The 16211-nt window shown below is 63.7% G+C and carries 13 protein-coding genes; 2 read left to right on the top strand and 11 right to left on the bottom strand.

From position 1 onward, the window contains the following. Positions 1-76 precede the first annotated feature (76 nt). Positions 77-1096, bottom strand: coding sequence for an ABC transporter substrate-binding protein (locus BM229_RS13345; RefSeq protein WP_093928144.1), 1020 nt, complete (start codon positions 1094-1096; stop codon positions 77-79). Positions 1097-1218: 122 nt separating this feature from the next. On the opposite strand from BM229_RS13345, the gene BM229_RS13340 reads away from it, so the two are divergent. Together BM229_RS13340 and rpe are read left to right on the top strand one after the other, a co-directional pair. Then, positions 1219-4425 (top strand): 4Fe-4S dicluster domain-containing protein, encoded by a 3207-nt coding sequence (locus BM229_RS13340; protein WP_093928143.1) that lies wholly within the window; start codon positions 1219-1221, stop codon positions 4423-4425. 63 nt (positions 4426-4488) lie between these two features. Then, positions 4489-5178 carry a ribulose-phosphate 3-epimerase gene (rpe, locus tag BM229_RS13335; RefSeq protein ID WP_093928142.1) on the top strand — a complete coding sequence of 230 codons (690 nt, stop codon included), beginning with the start codon at positions 4489-4491 and terminating at the stop codon, positions 5176-5178. Between the two features lie 33 nt (positions 5179-5211). Here rpe and BM229_RS13330 read toward each other — a convergent pair whose 3' ends face one another. Genes BM229_RS13330 through BM229_RS13285 form a run of 10 tightly spaced genes read right to left on the bottom strand, consistent with a single transcriptional unit; the run spans position 5212 to position 16198 of the window. Next, positions 5212-6711 carry a class I adenylate-forming enzyme family protein gene (locus BM229_RS13330; RefSeq protein ID WP_093928141.1) on the bottom strand — a complete coding sequence of 500 codons (1500 nt, stop codon included), beginning with the start codon at positions 6709-6711 and terminating at the stop codon, positions 5212-5214. 54 nt (positions 6712-6765) lie between these two features. Next, positions 6766-7533, bottom strand: a complete 768-nt coding sequence (locus BM229_RS13325) for an oxepin-CoA hydrolase, alternative type (RefSeq protein WP_093928140.1) — start codon at positions 7531-7533, stop codon at positions 6766-6768. Continuing rightward, entirely contained in the window at positions 7530-7937 is a 408-nt protein-coding gene (locus BM229_RS13320) for a PaaI family thioesterase (RefSeq protein ID WP_093928139.1), read from the bottom strand. Before BM229_RS13320 ends, BM229_RS13325 begins: the two co-directional genes overlap by 4 nt. Continuing rightward, on the bottom strand, positions 7918-9051 hold the full coding sequence (locus BM229_RS13315; protein WP_093928138.1) for an acyl-CoA dehydrogenase family protein: 1134 nt from the start codon (positions 9049-9051) through the stop codon (positions 7918-7920). The genes BM229_RS13320 and BM229_RS13315 overlap by 20 nt, the downstream gene beginning before the upstream one ends. After that, the gene (locus BM229_RS13310; protein ID WP_093928137.1) at positions 9048-10247 is read right to left on the bottom strand and encodes an acyl-CoA dehydrogenase family protein; all 1200 of its coding nucleotides are present in this window, start codon (positions 10245-10247) and stop codon (positions 9048-9050) included. Before BM229_RS13310 ends, BM229_RS13315 begins: the two co-directional genes overlap by 4 nt. Before the next feature lie 11 nt (positions 10248-10258). Beyond that, positions 10259-11434 carry an acetyl-CoA C-acyltransferase gene (locus tag BM229_RS13305; protein WP_093928136.1) on the bottom strand — a complete coding sequence of 392 codons (1176 nt, stop codon included), beginning with the start codon at positions 11432-11434 and terminating at the stop codon, positions 10259-10261. After that, positions 11431-13527 carry a 3-hydroxyacyl-CoA dehydrogenase NAD-binding domain-containing protein gene (locus tag BM229_RS13300; protein WP_093928135.1) on the bottom strand — a complete coding sequence of 699 codons (2097 nt, stop codon included), beginning with the start codon at positions 13525-13527 and terminating at the stop codon, positions 11431-11433. The genes BM229_RS13305 and BM229_RS13300 overlap by 4 nt, the downstream gene beginning before the upstream one ends. Positions 13528-13542: 15 nt before the next feature. Beyond that, positions 13543-14328 carry an IclR family transcriptional regulator gene (locus tag BM229_RS13295; RefSeq protein ID WP_093928134.1) on the bottom strand — a complete coding sequence of 262 codons (786 nt, stop codon included), beginning with the start codon at positions 14326-14328 and terminating at the stop codon, positions 13543-13545. Beyond that, positions 14325-15665 (bottom strand): TRAP transporter large permease, encoded by a 1341-nt coding sequence (locus BM229_RS13290; protein ID WP_093928133.1) that lies wholly within the window; start codon positions 15663-15665, stop codon positions 14325-14327. The genes BM229_RS13295 and BM229_RS13290 overlap by 4 nt, the downstream gene beginning before the upstream one ends. Next, entirely contained in the window at positions 15665-16198 is a 534-nt protein-coding gene (locus BM229_RS13285; protein ID WP_093928132.1) for a TRAP transporter small permease, read from the bottom strand. The genes BM229_RS13290 and BM229_RS13285 overlap by 1 nt, the downstream gene beginning before the upstream one ends. Positions 16199-16211: the final 13 nt, after the last annotated feature.

Below are 16211 nucleotides of genomic sequence, written 5' to 3'. Positions count from 1 at the left end.
TGCGCGCGGCCAAAAACAAAGGCGCGCCCATTTCGAACGCGCCTTTTAGAATGACTTCAAAACGCCAGTGGCGCGCTTAGCTGCCCGCCGTCTCGACATAGGATGTGTCGACCAACGTCTCCAGCGTGATGTCGCTGTCGACCAGCCCTTCGGACTGGAACCACTCTAACTGGTCGCGCACAGAGGCGACGTTCAGCTTGGCACCTTCGTTCAGACGCATGGTGCCGTTGATGATCGACGGCGCCGCCTTGTCGCGCGGGCGGTCGGTGTAGACGTAATTATGGATCAGATCGACCATCTCATCCACGCCCGCATCGCCGCCGTCCTTGGCGATCATAGCGGCGTTATAGTCGGCGACACCTTTGGAATAGCCCGCAAGGAAATTCCTGGTCATCTCCTGCTCATCGCTGGCGTTCTTGGACGAGGTGAAGACGGTCGTCACCTGATAATCCGGCAGATATGTCGCCACATCGCCGATGATATGAACGGCACCCGACCCGGCCAGCGGCTTGGCGATATGCGGCACGATCGACCATGCGTCGATCTGGCCAGACTTCAGCGCACCAATCACCGCGCCGACCTTTTGCAGCGGCTTGAACTTCAGCTCAATCCCCTCGGCCTCGGCCATTTTGGCGCCCATGTAGTGGAAGGACGATCCCGCCTGCGTCATGCCAAAGCTTTTGCCATCCAACATGCCCGGCGCGGTGATGCCCGCTTGATAGGCCGCGTCGGAGACGAGGAACTTCTGTCCGTCGATGCCCGGCTCTTCTTGCAGACCGCCGCCGATAACCTTGACCGCGCCCTTTTGCGCCAAGGATACCAGACCGCCCGAAATCGCGGTGATCGCATAGTCCACATCGCCGCTGGCAATCGCCACGGCCATCGGCTGCGCGGCCTCGAAAAAGCGCAGTTCAACGTCCAGCCCGGCCTCTTTGAAATAGTCCCGTTCAAAGCCGACAAAGCTGCCCGCGTGGCTGGTAAAGCGCAGCGCGCCCACGGTGATCTTACGGTTCTGCGCCAGCGCCGGAGCCGCCAGCCCCACAGCGGTTGCGGCACCCAAGGTTGCGATGGCCTGACGGCGGTTGAACAGGGTCATGATCTCACTCCTCCAATTTTGCCGCAGGATGGTCGGCGGCTGCGCCGAAAGTCAAGCGAGAGCGCCCTCAGCGACCACAACCAGGACTGGCATCTCATTTCAAAGCATGGCATCGATTTGCCATGAAGCTCTTTTCATCCAAGACCCGCCCCATGCACCTAGGCCCCTTCCCGTTGGAGCGGCTGCGCCGGCTGCATGCACCCCATGACCAACTGCCGGGCGCGCCCATGCCGGTGCTGCGTTTTGAGCGGCCCGAGACGCCGCAGAGCATCTGCAACGCCATGGCGCCCTTTCAGGCGATGATGGACGTGCTTCGGGATGGGCCGATCAACACCGCAGGCGCGGTGATCCCCGACAGCCCGGTGGAACGCGCCAACCACCTCAAATCTTTTGGCTATTACAACGATGCCTCGATGATGGGCGTCTGCGCTCTGCCACAAGAGGCGCATCTAGCCACGCCCCGGCGCAGCGAAGGCACCGCGCAATTGGCCGAAGGTCTGCGCAGCCGCCAGACCAAGACGCTCGCCGCCGGAGTGGATGTCATCATGGCGAACCTGCGCGATGCGGTGGACGCGCCCGAGACCTCGATCGATACTCACAGCCACGCGCTGGTGGTCCTCACCGCCTATCCCCGCGATCCGCGCGCGGGTGAGCCGGGTAGCGATTGGATCATCGACGCCCAAGCCGAGCGCGCCTGCCTACGCGGCACCGAGAACGCCACGGTGCTGGCCGAATACATCCGTCAGTTGGGCTTCGCGGCCAAGGTGCATTCCGCCACCACCGCCGATGTGAACCTCGGCCAACTGGCCGTGGCGGCGGGCCTGGCGGTTTGGGAAGACAACACACTGCAGGCCCCGTGGATCGGTCCACGCTTCGGGTTGGCGGTTGTTACCACCGACATGGACCTCGCGCCCGATATGCCACTCGCCCCGTTCTCCGAACAACAGTGGTCGGTGCTCAAAGGCCCGCATTGGCAGCTTGGCACCCATGGCGGGGTCAGCGCCCGCGATGTCGACCCCTACGCGCGGCGCGAGTATGCCGCAGGGCCGCATCCGTTTGAGACGCTAAAACGGGTGGACGAACCCACCACCTACATTGACGCGCCCAATGTCCCGCGCGTGCCGAAACGCGGCGATCTTTTCGCACGCGGGCAGTTCGGCGACATGGGGCCAAAGGTGCAGAACGCCATGAAAGGCGGGCACCATGTGGTAAAATCCGCCCCCTCCGCCGCGCAGCGCCGCTTGCTGGGCGCTCTGATCTTGCTGCAAGATGGGCCAGTGAACGATGCCGCCCCTGCGATGACAGACAGCGCCCGCAATGCCGCGAACCTCAAGGCAGCGAGCTATTTTCTGGGGTCCGATGCTGCGGGCCTCTCGGCCTGCCCCGATTGGACATGGTACAGCCATGATGCCACCGGCACCCCGATCACCCCGCCGCATGACCAAGCGCTGAGCCTCATCATCGACCAAGGCTTTGACACGATGGAGGGGTCTTCGGGCGACGATTGGATCGCCGTGTCGCAATCCATGCGGGCCTATCTGCGGTTTTCAATGTTGGGCGGCGTGATGGCGCAGCACCTGCGCAACTTGGGCCACGCGGCCAAAGCGCATACGGTGATGGATGGCGATGTGCTGCAACCGCCGCTGCTGTTGCTGGCGGGACTGGGCGAAGTGTCGCGGATTGGTGAAGTCATCCTGAACCCGTTCCTCGGCCCGCGTCTGAAATCCGGCGTGGTCACCACCACCCTGCCGGTCGCCCATGACAAGCCCATCGACTTTGGTCTGCAAAAGTTCTGCGAAGCCTGCAACAAATGCGCCCGCGAGTGCCCCTCGGGGGCGATCACCGCCGGGCCGAAAAAAATGTTCAACGGCTATGAAATCTGGAAATCTGACAGCCAGAAATGTGCCACCTACCGGATCACCAACCAAGGCGGCGCGATGTGCGGGCGTTGCATGAAGACCTGCCCGTGGAACCTTGAAGGGCTCTTCGCCGAGGCCCCCTTCCGCTGGGCCGCCTCCAACATCCCCGCCGCCGCACCACTGCTGGCCAAGCTGGATGACAAGGTCGGCAAAGGCCGCCTGAACCCGGTCAAAAAGTGGTGGTGGGACATCGAGCGCAAACCCTCGGGCCAGTTCGACACGCCTGCCCAGCCAGTGAACGCCCGTGATCTGCAACCCGATCTCGACCTCAAGTTCGAAGATCAAACCCTCGCCGTCTATCCTGCCCCGCTGGCCCCGCACCCATGGCCCTACCCCGATCCGATGAACCGCGAGGCCGGGATTGCCGCCCATGCGGCCCTGCTGAGCGCCGATGAACACCGCCGCAAAACCGCAGCGGGCGAGACCGACCATTTGCATCTCTACAAGGTCGGCAACGACACCCCGGTCCTTGATCTGCGCATCACGCAAGTCACCCGTCTGAACGCCACCACCGCCCTGTATGACATCGCCCACCCCGAGGGCCACGACCTGCCTGCATGGACCGCTGGCGCGCATCTCGATCTAGTCGTCGCGCCCGAATTCCTGCGCCCCTATTCCCTGCTGGGTGATCCAACTGACCGCAAACGCTATCGCATCGCGGTACTGCGCGAGGACGCGGGCCGGGGCGGATCAGCCCTGCTGCACCGGGTCTTCACCAAAGGGCGGCGCATCTTTGTCGGCAAGCCGGTGAACCACTTTGAACTGGTCGAGGACGCGCCGCATAGTCTGCTCATGGGCGGCGGCATTGGTATCACGCCGATGATCGCCTTTGCCCATCGCCTGCACGCCCTTGGGCGGCCCTTTGATCTGCATTACTCCGCCTCCTACCGGGAAGCGGCGGCCTTTGCCGAGGAACTCGCGCAGGCCCCTTGGGCCGACCGCGTTCACCTACATGTCTCGTCTGAGAGCACCCGCGCCGACCTGCCCGCCATCATGGATCACGCCGTACCGGGCGCCCATGTCTACACCTGCGGCGCGGACGCCTACATGCAATCGGTCATGGCCGCCGCCGAGGCCGCTGGCATCCCCGAAGACGCGCGGCATCTGGAGTATTTCTCAACCCCCGAGGTGCCGGATTACGTCAATCACCCCTTCACGCTGAAACTCAGCTCTGGCCGTGAGATCGCCGTCTCAGCCGAAGAAACCGCCGCCGACGCGCTGATCGCGGCGGGGGTGCCTGTCGATCTGAAATGCAGCGATGGCATCTGCGGCGTCTGTAAATGCGGCCTGCGGGGCGGCGCGGTCGAACACCGCGACTTCGTGCTCTCCGCCAAGCAGCGCGAAGGCGCGATCATCCTCTGCCAGTCCCGCGCGGCAGAGGCAGGCGGCGTACTGGAACTCGATCTCTAACCCCTTTCGCAAAAAGCGCGCAGCCGTTAAGAGAAGCCAACCTCTGCAACAAAGGGCTGCCCCATGACATTCGACCGTTCGACCAAGATCGCCCCCTCCATCCTCGCCGCCGATTTCGCCAACTTCGGTGCCGAATGCGAAGCCATTGAGGCCCAAGGCGCGGACTGGGTGCATGTGGACGTGATGGACGGGCATTTCGTGCCCAACATCACCTTCGGCCCCGCCACCTGCGCGGCGATCCGGCCCCACATCAAGGGCGTGATGGACGTGCATCTGATGATCGCCCCGGTCGATCCCTATATCGAAGCCTTTGCCAAGGCGGGCGCCGATGTGATCACCGCCCATGTCGAGGCCACCCCCCATATCCACCGCACGCTTCAGGCGATCCGCGGCGCGGGCGCGAAGGCGGGTGTGGCACTCAACCCCGGCACGCCAGCCAGCGCGGTGGCCGAGCTGCTCGATATGGTCGACCTGATCTGTGTGATGACCGTGAACCCCGGCTTCGGCGGGCAGAAGTTCATCGACATGACAGCCAAAATCCGCGAATTGCGCGCGTTGATCGGCGACCGGCCCGTGCATATTGAGATCGACGGCGGCGTCGACCCCAAGACCGCGCCGCTGGTGGCGCAGGCCGGAGCCGATGTGCTGGTGGCGGGATCCGCCGTTTTCAAGGGCGGCTCGGTCAGCGACCCCGCGCCTTACGGCGAGAACATCCGCGCGATCCGCGCCGCCGCCGAAGGCACCTACGTCTGATAGAAATGCGGGGCGCCTCTGCGCCCCGCGCTGTCACGCCAGTTGATCGGCGAAAGCCGTCAGCAGGCGGTGCTTCAGGATCTTGCCGGTGGGCGCTGCGGGCAAATCGGTCGCCACGATAATCTGCGACGGGCGTTTGTAGCCGGTCAGCCGCTCTTTGACGAAACTGCGCAACTCTTCTGCGGTCACCTCGTCCCCCGGTGCCACCTGCACGAAGGCCAGCACCTCTTCGTCGCCTTCGCGCCGCCGTCCGACCACGGCCGATTGCACCACGCGCGGGTGATCGTTCAACGCGGCTTCGACCTCGGGTGGATAAACGTTGAAACCGCCGTGGATGATCAATTCCTTGCTGCGCCCGAGGATGTGCAACCGCCCATTCTCATCGAGCTTGCCCAGATCGCCGGTGTGCAGCCAGCCCTCGGCGTCGATGGCTTTGTCGGTTTCGGTCGGGTTCCGGTAGTAGCCTTTCATCACATGCGGGCCGCGCACCAGCACCTCACCTTCGCCCGCGCCATTGCCGCCGGGGGCTTGGTCGTCGATCTTGCATTCGGTGCCCGGCGTGACCGGTCCGACCGACGTATCGGGCGAGCCAAGCGCGTTGGTGGTGGCGGAGGCGCCCGAGCATGTCTCGGTCATGCCAAAGCCGTTTTGTAGAGGTAGTTCGTAGAACGCCTCGGCCTTGCGTTTCCACGCCGGGTCCAGCGGTGCACCGCCTGATGAAACATAGCGCAGCGTGGGGCTGGCCAGTTTCGCCATGCCACCCTCGCGGGAGTATTGCATCACCAGCGCGTGCATCTGCGGCACCGCTGGCAGGATCGTCACGTCTTCGTGGGTCGCCGCGTGGAGCTTCGCCGCCGAGAAACGCGACTCCTGCCGCACCTTTGCCCCCGCGCTCACTGCCGCCATCAACACAGAAACCAACCCGAAAACATGGGTCATCGGCAAGACGCCATAGACCACATCGCCGGGCAGCATCTGCCGCAAATCCGCCGAGGCCCGCGCGCCGAAACGCAGGTTGGAATGGGTCAGCATCACGCCCTTAGGATCGCCCGTGGTGCCGGTGGTATAAAGCAGCACAGCCACATCATGCAGATCGGCGTCCGGGCTGCTGGGCTGTGGCGTGGCCAAATGCAAGCTGCCGAAATCGCCCGCAATCTCGCGCGCATTCAGCCGCGCCGCGTGGGCCGCCGCTTCGGGCGAGACATCGCAGGTCAGCAGCACCGCTGCCGGGGTGGCGTGATCGATGATGCGGGTGACTTCGGCCTCGGTCTGGCGGGCATTGACGGGGATCGCCACCGCGTTCAACTCCCACGCGGCATAGAGGCCGGCAACGGCGGAAACACAGTTTTCCACCATCAAAAGCACGCGGTCGCCCGCCTGCACACCCGCGCTGCGCAACTCAGCGGCCAATGCCACGCGCGCACGGTCCAGATCGGCGTAGCTCCACGCGGCACCGCTGGGATCGCTCAGCGCGGGTGCCTCTGGTCGGGTCGCCAATTGCTCAGCTAGAAAATCCTGTACCCTGGCATTCATGGGTGTCTCCTCCTGCCTATCTGCGACGCCCTCCTCCGAGTGTCGCCGCCCGGTTTAAAACCGGGGCTTACGTTTATCCAAAAAGGCCGCGATCCCTTCGGCGGCCTCATCCCCGCCGGCGGCATGCGCCATGGCGTTGCGCTCAGCATCAAGCTGATCGGCCTCTTCGGTCTCATAGGCTTGCGCCACCAACTGTCGGATCACAGCTTGCGCCGCACGCGGGCCAGCGGCCAGCGTATCGGCCAGCATCAGCGCTTCGTCCAAGGCTTTGCCGTTGGCGCAGATGCGGTTCACCGCGCCCAGTTCCGCAAAGCGCATTGCCATGACAGGACGGCCCAAAAGGCACATCTCCATCGACAAGGGCCGCGGCAACAGCCGGGCAAGCGACGCGGTAAGCCCCGCGTCAGGCACCAGACCAGCCTTCACATAGGCGGCAGTAAACTGCGCCTCTTCGCAAGCCACGATCATGTCGCAGGCCAGCGCCAGAGACAGGCCAGCGCCAGCAGCACCGCCTTCGATAGCCGCAATCACAGGCACCGGGCAGGCGCGCATGGCGCGGACAAGATCATGCAGACCGTCCACCCGCTCGCGGCGTTCGGCCTCGGTCAATTTGCGACGTTCGATCAGCACGTTAAGGTCGCCCCCCGCACAGAAAAAGCGCCCCTCAGAAGTGAGGATCACCGCGCGGATGCGCGGGTCTTCGGCCATCCGCATCGCCTCTGCAATCGCCTCATAAAGCTCTGGCGTCAGTGCACCGCGCTTCTCGGCATTGCCGTTCCAGACGATCAACCGATCACCGCGATCTTCGATACGTGCGCTCATGTTTTTGCCCTTTTGAATACGCCTGTCGCGCGCGATAGCAGCTTGCCCTCGGCATCATGCAACTGCGCCTCGGCATAGAGGATTTTGTACCCCCCGCCCGTGACGCGCCCCGTGGCAACGACTTGGCCCTCGCGCACCGCCAAGATGTAATCGGTGGTCAGCGACAGGGTCAGCATCGGCACGAAAGGCCCGCTCATCGCACAGTGCCGCGCGCAGGCAAAGCCCGTGGCCACATCCAAGAGCAACGTATGCAGCCCCCCGTGCAGCACGCCCGAGACATTCAGGTGCTGTGGGCCGATATCGAGCGTCACGCGGGTGCTGCCATCGGGGTTCGACAGGTCGGGTTGAAACCCGATCAGCTGTTGAACCCCGCTGGTCGGTGCCTCATGCGGCGGATAGTGCAATGAACCGCTCCAGATGATGGTCAATGTCGCCAAAGCGGTGATCCGCCATGGTGATGCGCTTGGCGATATGGGCCAGTTCGTACTCCTGCGTCATGGCGATGCCGCCGTGCATCTGGATCGTGTCTTCGGCCACCAGACGGCCCACGCGGCCCATCAGGTTCTTTGCGGCTGAGACGTGACGCTCGCGGCTGGCGCGGTCGTCAGCCAGATGGCCTGCGGCATTGATCACGGCAGAGCGGGCCTGTTCGAGGTCAATCAGCAGGTCCGACATGCGGTGCGCCAGCGCTTGGAAGCTGCCGATCGGGCGGCCAAACTGCTTGCGGGTGCCGAGGTATTCGCGGGTCAGATCGCAGGCGGTTTCCATCGCGCCCAGCGTTTCCGCGCAGAGCGCGGTGGTCGCCACGGCCACACGGGCCTCGATGGCGTCAAACGCCTTGCCAGCCTCGCCCAAGCGGGCGCTTTCGGGCAGAGTCACATCGTCCAGCGTGACTTCGGCGGCGCGGCCACCGGCCAGCAGGGCGTAGCCCGTGACGGTGAGCCCTTTGGTATCCGCTGGCACAAGGAACAGCGAAATGCCTGCCTGATCGCCAGCCTCTCCGCTTTCGCGGGCAGAGACGACGAGCATATCGGCAGCCTCGGCATTGGCGACGACGGCTTTGCGACCGTTCAACACGATGTCACCGCCGTTTTGCGACGCAGTGGTGGTGACGCGCTCAAGGTCATAGCGGCTGGTCGGCTCGCCATGGGCAAAGGCCAATTGCAACGCGCCGCCGATCAGTGCCTCAATATGCTCCTGCTGCGCTTCACTGCCCAGATCGGCAATCAAGCCCCCAGCCAGCACGGCGCTGTCGAGCAGCGGCTCGACCACACCGGCGCGGCCCAGTTCTTCGAACACCACTGCGATGTCGAAACCCGCGCCGCCAAAGCCGCCCTGCTCTTCGGTGAACAGCGCGCCGATGACGCCCAATTCGGCCAAGCCGTTCCAGATATCAGCAGAGAAGCCTGCTTCGCTTTCCAGAATGCCGTTGCGCGTGGCGGTGTCGTATTTATCCCGCAGGAAACGGCGCAGGCTGTCTTGCAGCATCTGGCGTTCTTCGGTCAGGTCGAAATTCATTTTGCACCTCCCAGCGTTGTCTTGGCGATGATCTGCCGCTGGATTTCGTTAGAGCCGCCAAAGATCGACAGCTTACGGTTGTTGAAATACTGCGCGGCCACCGGGCCGGCCTCATTCGGGTCGGGCAGCGCGTCGTTGCTGCCTGCCACCGCTTCCGAGGCGAAGGGCATCGCATAGATGCCAGCCGCACGGCGCGCCAGATCGTTGATTTCCTGACGGATAATCGTGCCTTTAACCTTGAGCATCGAGGATTCCACCCCCGGTGCCTGCCCGGCTGCAGCCTTGGAGATGATGCGCAGGTTGGTCGTGGCCATCGCCATCAGATCAATCTCCGCCTGCGCCACACGGGCGGCGAAATGCGGGTTCTCGATCAGCGGGCGGCCCCCGGCCATTTCGGATTTGGCGATGCGTTTCACGGCCGACAGGCCCGCTTGGGAGAAGCCAACACCGGCGATGTTGGTGCGCTCATGGGTCAGCAGGTACTTGGCGTAGGTCCAGCCCTTGTTCTCTTCGCCCACAAGGTTCTCGGCGGGCACTTTCACGTTGTCAAAGAAGACCTCGTTCACCTCGGCGCCGCCATCCAGCAGGATGATCGGGCGCACGGTGATACCGGGCGTTTCCATGTCGATCAGCAGGAAGGAGATGCCCTCTTGCTGTTTCACGTCCTTGTCTGTGCGCACGAGGCAGAAGATCATGTTGGCGTGTTGGCCCAGCGTGGTCCAAGTCTTCTGGCCGTTGACGATGTAGTGGTCGCCGTCCTTCACCGCTGTGGTTTTCAGCGAGGCAAGGTCCGACCCCGCGCCCGGCTCGGAATAGCCCTGACACCACCAGTCTTCGCCCGACAGAATCCGCGGCAGCCAGTAGTCCTGCTGCTCTTTCGAGCCGAATTTTTGCAGCACCGGGGCCAGCATCGACAGGCCAAAGGGCACGATGCGCGGCGCGTGATGCGCGGCGGCCTCTTCCTCGAAGATATGGCGCTGCACGGCATTCCACGCCGCCCCGCCGAACTCCTTGGGCCAGTTGGTCGCCAGCCAGCCTTGGTCGTTCAGGATCGCGTGCCAGCGCTCGTGGTCGTCCTTGGTCAGCTCCTGACCGCGGCGCACCTTCTCGGAAAGTTCCTTGGGCAGTTTCTCGGCGAGGAATTGACGCACCTCCTCGCGGAAGGCGCGTTCTTCGTCTGTATAGCTCAGGTCCATGTCGGCCCCCTTTAGTAGATTTCGAAGAGGCCAGCCGCCCCCATGCCGCCGCCGATGCACATCGTCACGACGCCGAGTTTCGCGCCGCGGCGGTGGCCTTCGCGCAGGATGTGGCCGGTCATCCGCGCCCCGGTCATGCCGAAGGGGTGGCCGATGGCGATGGATCCCCCGTTCACGTTGCATTTGTCGGGGTCGATGCCGAGTTTGTCGCGGCAGTAAAGCGCTTGGCTGGCGAAGGCTTCGTTCAACTCCCAGATGTCGATGTCATCGACGCTCAGACCGTGGCGTTCCAAGAGACGCGGCACGGCAAAGACCGGGCCGATGCCCATTTCGTCAGGTTCGCAGCCCGCGACGGCGAAGCCACGGAACGCGCCCATGGCTTGCAGGCCCTGCTGCTCGGCCTCTTTGCTGTCCATCAGCACGAGGGCCGCGGCCCCGTCGGAAAGCTGGCTGGCGTTGCCCGCGGTGATGAAGGCCCCCTCGCCGCGCACGGGCGTCAGACCCGCAAGCCCTTCGAGCGTGGTGCCGGGCCGGTTGCATTCGTCGCGGTCCACGGTGACCTCGCGGGTGGAGATCTCCTTGGTCTCCTTGTCCTGCGCGCCCATGGTGGTCTGCATCGGGACGATTTCGTCATCAAAGAGACCGGCCTCTTGCGCTGCGGCAATCAACTGCTGGCTGCGCAGGCCATAGGCGTCCTGATCCTCGCGTGAGATGCCATAGCGTTTGGCGACGATGTCGGCGGTGTCGATCATCGCCATATAGACCTCGGGCTTATGCTCCAGAAGCCAGGCTTCCTTGACCGATTTCACATCCGGCTGGATCATCGAGATGCTTTCGACCCCGCCCGCGACCATCGGGCCTGCGCCCTCCATGCAGATCGCATTGGCGGCCATGGCGACGGTTTGCAGACCCGACGAGCAAAAGCGGTTCACGGTGACGCCCGAGGCGGTGACCGGCAGGCCCGCGCGCAGGGCGATCTGCCGCGCGATGTTCGAGCCGGTGGCGCCTTCGGGGTAGCCGCAGCCGATCATCACGTCTTCGATGGCCGACGGATCGACGCCCGAGCGTTTGACGGCCTCGGCGACGACATGGCCGCCCATGGTGGCACCGTGGGTCATGTTGAATGACCCGCGGAAGGATTTGGCCAGCCCGGTGCGGACGGCAGAGACGATTACGGCCTGTTTCATTTGGCAGCTTCCTTGTTCAGATCATCAAAGGTGCGGTTGGTCTTGACCAGTTCGGCCAGCAGCGGCGCGGGCTTCCAGAACCACGGGTCCTGCTCGGCGAAGCCTTCGATCGCGGCGAGGACATTGGGCAAGCCCTGAATATCGGCCCATTTCATCGGGCCGCCCCAGTAGCGCGGGAAGCCGTAGCCGAAGAGCAGCGTCATATCCACGTCGAGCGGACGCTTGGCGATGCCCTCTTCCAGCACCTTGGCGGCCTCGTTGACCATGGCGCACATGTAGCGGCGCACGATCTCGGCCTCGGTGAATTCACGCGGGGTGATGCCGCGTTCCTTTTGCTCTTCCTCGATCAGGCGGGTGATCTCAGGGTTCGGCGTGCCGCCGCGTTTGCCCTTCTCGTAGATGTAGTAGCCTTGGCCGGTCTTCTGGCCGAAGTATCCCTGCTCGCACAGACGGTCGATATAAGTCGGCACGCGCTCCTCGGGGTGGCGCGTTGCGGCCTTTCGCTTGCGCGTGGCCCAGCCGATGTCGAGCCCGGCCAGATCGGCTACCGCGAAGGGGCCCATGGCAAAGCCAAACTTCTCAAGCGCCGCGTCGATCTTGTAGGGGCTGGCGCCGTCCAGCACCATGTGGTCCGCTGCGGTGCGGTAGGTGGCGAGGATACGGTTGCCGATGAAGCCATCGCAGACGCCCGCGCGCACGCTGATCTTGCCGAGCGCTTTCCCGAGCGCAAAGCCCGTGGCGACAACATCTTTCGCGGTCTTGTCGGCGACCACGACCTCAAGCAGTTTCATCACATGCGCGGGCGAGAAGAAGTGCAGCCCGATCACGTCCTCGGGGCGCGAGGTGCTGGCGGCGATCTCGTTCACGTCGAGATAGGAGGTGTTGGAGGCCAGCACGCAGCCCGGCTTGCAAACCGCGTCGAGCTTGCCGAAGACCTGCTTTTTCACGTCCATATCCTCGAACACCGCTTCGACGACCAGATCGACGTCCGACAGGCTCTCGTATTCGGTGGAAACGGTGAGGGCGTCGCCGGTCAGGTGATCGAATTTCGCCTGATCGATTTTGCCACGTTTCAGCGCGCCTTGAAGGTTGCCCGAGATACGCTCATGCGCGGCCTTGGCGGCCTCTTCCTTCATCTCGATCAGCACGACCGAGAAGCCCGACAGCAGTGCTGCGGTAGCGATCCCTGCCCCCATGGTGCCGCCGCCGATCACGCCAATGGCTTTCAGTTCGCGCGGCTCGACGCCTTTCAGCTCGGGCAGGTTGCTGACGGCTCGTTCGGAGAAGAAGGCGTGGATCATGCCCTGCCGCTGGTCGGTGTTCATCAGTTCCGAGAAGATACGGCGCTCGGCTTTCATGCCCTCTTCGAAGGGTTTCTCGACACCTGCCTGCACGGCGCGGACGGCCTCAGCGGGGGAAATCTGGCCGCGGCCTTTCTTCAGCGTCACTTCATAGGCGGCATCCCAGTCGATCGGCGCAGGCGCGGGCATCTCGCAGATCGGGCGACGCTCGGCACCGCTGTCGAGCAATTCGCGGACGTAGGCGAGACCGACCTCCTGCGGATCGCCCTCCTCCACGCGGTCGACGATGCCCATCTCCAGCGCCTGCGGTGCCTTAATATGGCGGCCCGTGGTGATCGCGTCGAGCGCGGGTTCAACGCCAATGAGGCGCGGCAGACGCTGGGTGCCGCCAGCACCGGGGATGAGGCCAAGATGAACTTCGGGCAGGCCGACGCGTGCCGAGGGTTGGGCGATGCGGTAATGCGCCGAAAGCGCCACTTCGAGACCGCCGCCAAGGCTCACGCCATGCATGGACGCCACAACCAAGAGCGGCGAGGCTTCGATCTGGTTGCAGAGGTTGGGCAGATGCGGCTCCATCGGCGGTTTGCCGAACTCGGTGATGTCGGCCCCGGCGATGAAGGCGCGGCCCTCGCCCACGATCATCACCGCGCGCACGCCGTCTTCGGCCTCGGCACGGTCCATGCCGTCGGCCAGCCCCTGCCGCACGGCTTGGCTCAGCGCGTTGACGGGCGGGTTTTCGATGCGCAGCACGACGATGTCGTCATGGCGGGAATAGGCAATCTTGTCGGTCATGTTAAACTCCTTGATCTATCCGCGCCGGGATAGGGCCGGTGCCCGTCCGGTGCGTTGTTCGATGCCGCTGACCACGTCACGCAGCGCTGGCCCCACTTGTGACAGAATGCGGCTGTCGGGCAAGTCGCCCGGCAAAGCGCCGCAGGTGAAGGCGACGGGTTCGCCGAATTCCCCTGCGTAATAGGGCACGCTCACAGCGTTGATACTGCGGGCATAACGCGTCTCAGGCGGGGCGAGGACAAAGCCCTGCGCCAAAAGCTGCTCATACCCTTCGCGGCGGAAATTGCGTAGCCGCTCATCTGGCTCAAGCGCGTCAAACCGGTCTTCATTCAGGCTGGCCAGCGTGGCGAGGCCGGAAGAAGAGCCATAGACCGGGATGCGATGGCCCGGCTCCAACCAGATGGTCGAGGCGGTATGCGGACGCCATGTGCGCACCAGCATCATCCGGTCGCCATCGCGCACGGCAATCAGCGCCAGCGTGCGGGTCTCGTCGGCCAACTGCTGCATCACGTCCGACGCCATATCGACGAAACTGACCGCGACCGAGGCGACCGAGCCGAGCGCAATCGCCGCAGGCCCGAGCCGGAACTTATCGTTGCGCCCGCCATGCGCCAAATAGCCCAGTTCGCACAGCGTATAGGTCAGCCGCGAAACCGTGGGTTTCGGCAGGCCCGTCCGCTCGGCGATCTGCGCGTGGCTCAGCCCGCTGTCGCTGGCGCGGAAGGCACGCAGAATGCCGAGGCCCCGCGCCAGCGTATTGGCGAACTTACGGTCCGCTGTCGTTTCGTCGCGGTCCTTCATCGCGCCGCCATCGGGATCAAAAGCGAGATCATCGGGAAGGACATTATGAGGATCAGCACGATGAAATCTACGCTGAGGAACCGTGTGATGCCCGCAAAGATCTTATCAATCGGCGCTTCGCGGCCCACCACATTGGCGATGACAAAGACGTTGAGGCCCACGGGCGGTGTGATGAGGCCGATCTCCAGCAGTTTGATGACCACGACGCCGAACCAGATGAGGTTGAGGTCATAGCTTTCCACCAGCGGGATCATCAGCGGCAGGGTCAGCACCATGATACCGATGGGATCAAGGAACATGCCGAGCAGAAGGTAAATCAGCGCAATGCAGAGCATCAGCAAAACCAGCGACATCTGCGCGTCGGACACGAAACCAACGATGGTGCCCGCGACGCCAGTCAGCGCAACAAAGGCCACAAAAATCTTTGCACTGGCAGCAATCAGGAAGATAGCAGAAGTCTGAACACAGGTTTCTTTTACCGCCTCCCAAAGGCCCGCCCAATCCAGTTTGCGCTGCGCGAAACCGATCAGCGTGGCGGAGACGACGCAGACGGCGGCAGCCTCGGTCGCGGTAAAGATACCGCCGTAGATGCCGCCGATGATAAGCACGAACAGCAAGATCGCGGGCCAGCTATCAAGGGCCGCCTGCCAACGCTCACCCGCGGTGTAGCGTTGGTCGGTCGAGGGTGCTACCGCCGGATCGCGCCAGACCCAGACGGCGATGACCAGCACAAAACCCGCCAGCGTCAGCAACCCCGGCAGAACACCCGCAAGGAACAACGACGAGATCGAAGTCTCGGTGAAAATGCCGTAGATGATGAACAGAACCGATGGCGGAATGAGCGAGCCCAATGTGCCCCCCGCCGCGACCGAAGCCGTGGCCAAACGCGGGTCATAGCCCATGCGCAGCATCTCGGGCGTACAGATCTTACCCATGGTCGAGGCGCAGGCGATGGATGAACCGGTGATCGCGGAAAACCCGCCGCAGCCCATAACACTTGCCATGGCGACACCACCCGGCAGGCGGGTCAGCCAGACTTTGGCGGCGTGATAAATCTTGGTCGTGATATCCGCGCGATACGCGATGTGACCAAGCGCCACGAAAAGCGGGATCATCGACAGATCGTAAGAGTGAATGAGGTCGAAGGAGTTTGAAAACACCATCGAGGTGGTCGCCTTGATCGCACGTTCGGGCATGAAGGTCCCGGTACGGAAGGCGAAGATAAAGAAGGTAGCAACGGTCGCCACGGCGGCCAGCGTAAAGGCGATTGGCACGCGCAGGGCAAGCAGGATCAGCACCGCGGCAAAGGCGATCATTCCGATGGTCGAAGCATCCATTACAGCACGTCCTTCTCGGCCAGAAGGTCGGCCGCATGGTGTTGTTCGTCAGAGACCACGCCACCCGCCAGCACGGTGCGCCCATCGCGCCACGTCAGCTCAGCCAGTCGCAGGAAGGTCGCGATCATTCCGATCAGGAACAGCAGCCGCCCGGGCCATTTCGGCAGATTGAGGTCGCCATAGAAAAAGCTGCCCTTCTCGACCACGGCAAAGAACTCGCGCCCGCCGGAATAAATCAGCGGCGCCAGTGCCAGCATCCCGATGGCAGAGCCCGCAACGATCAACACCGAACGGGCGCGGTCGGGAAACCGGTCCGTCACGAAGGCCACGGAGACATGCGCACGGGCTGCGGTCGCAGCGGCGAGGGGCAGTAGGATGGCGGCGACCATGAGCTCTCGCACCATGGTCACGCTATCGGGCACCTGACTGGCAAAGAGCGCGCGAGCGATCACGTTGGAGGTGATCAGCACCCCCAAAGCGATCACCGCCAAAGCGCCCAATCCCAACAGAATTTTCTCCAGATTTACCAACATATGCTGCCCCTCC

The sequence above is a fragment of the Sulfitobacter dubius genome, from assembly GCF_900113435.1.
GTDB lineage: Bacteria > Pseudomonadota > Alphaproteobacteria > Rhodobacterales > Rhodobacteraceae > Sulfitobacter > Sulfitobacter dubius.
Note: the sequence above shows the minus strand (reverse complement) of the source record. Positions and strands in the feature narration are given on the sequence as shown.

Excerpts from the sequence above, each read along its gene's own strand:
- BM229_RS13345 (WP_093928144.1), bottom strand. The coding sequence starts at position 1,096 with ATGACCCTGTTCAACCGCCGTCAGGCCATCGCAACCTTGGGTGCCGCA.
- BM229_RS13340 (WP_093928143.1), top strand. The coding sequence starts at position 1,219 with ATGAAGCTCTTTTCATCCAAGACCCGCCCCATGCACCTAGGCCCCTTC.
- rpe (WP_093928142.1), top strand. The coding sequence starts at position 4,489 with ATGACATTCGACCGTTCGACCAAGATCGCCCCCTCCATCCTCGCCGCC.
- BM229_RS13330 (WP_093928141.1), bottom strand. The coding sequence starts at position 6,711 with ATGAATGCCAGGGTACAGGATTTTCTAGCTGAGCAATTGGCGACCCGA.
- BM229_RS13325 (WP_093928140.1), bottom strand. The coding sequence starts at position 7,533 with ATGAGCGCACGTATCGAAGATCGCGGTGATCGGTTGATCGTCTGGAAC.
- BM229_RS13315 (WP_093928138.1), bottom strand. The coding sequence starts at position 9,051 with ATGAATTTCGACCTGACCGAAGAACGCCAGATGCTGCAAGACAGCCTG.
- BM229_RS13310 (WP_093928137.1), bottom strand. The coding sequence starts at position 10,247 with ATGGACCTGAGCTATACAGACGAAGAACGCGCCTTCCGCGAGGAGGTG.
- BM229_RS13305 (WP_093928136.1), bottom strand. The coding sequence starts at position 11,434 with ATGAAACAGGCCGTAATCGTCTCTGCCGTCCGCACCGGGCTGGCCAAA.
- BM229_RS13300 (WP_093928135.1), bottom strand. The coding sequence starts at position 13,527 with ATGACCGACAAGATTGCCTATTCCCGCCATGACGACATCGTCGTGCTG.
- BM229_RS13295 (WP_093928134.1), bottom strand. The coding sequence starts at position 14,328 with ATGAAGGACCGCGACGAAACGACAGCGGACCGTAAGTTCGCCAATACG.
- BM229_RS13290 (WP_093928133.1), bottom strand. The coding sequence starts at position 15,665 with ATGGATGCTTCGACCATCGGAATGATCGCCTTTGCCGCGGTGCTGATC.
- BM229_RS13285 (WP_093928132.1), bottom strand. The coding sequence starts at position 16,198 with ATGTTGGTAAATCTGGAGAAAATTCTGTTGGGATTGGGCGCTTTGGCG.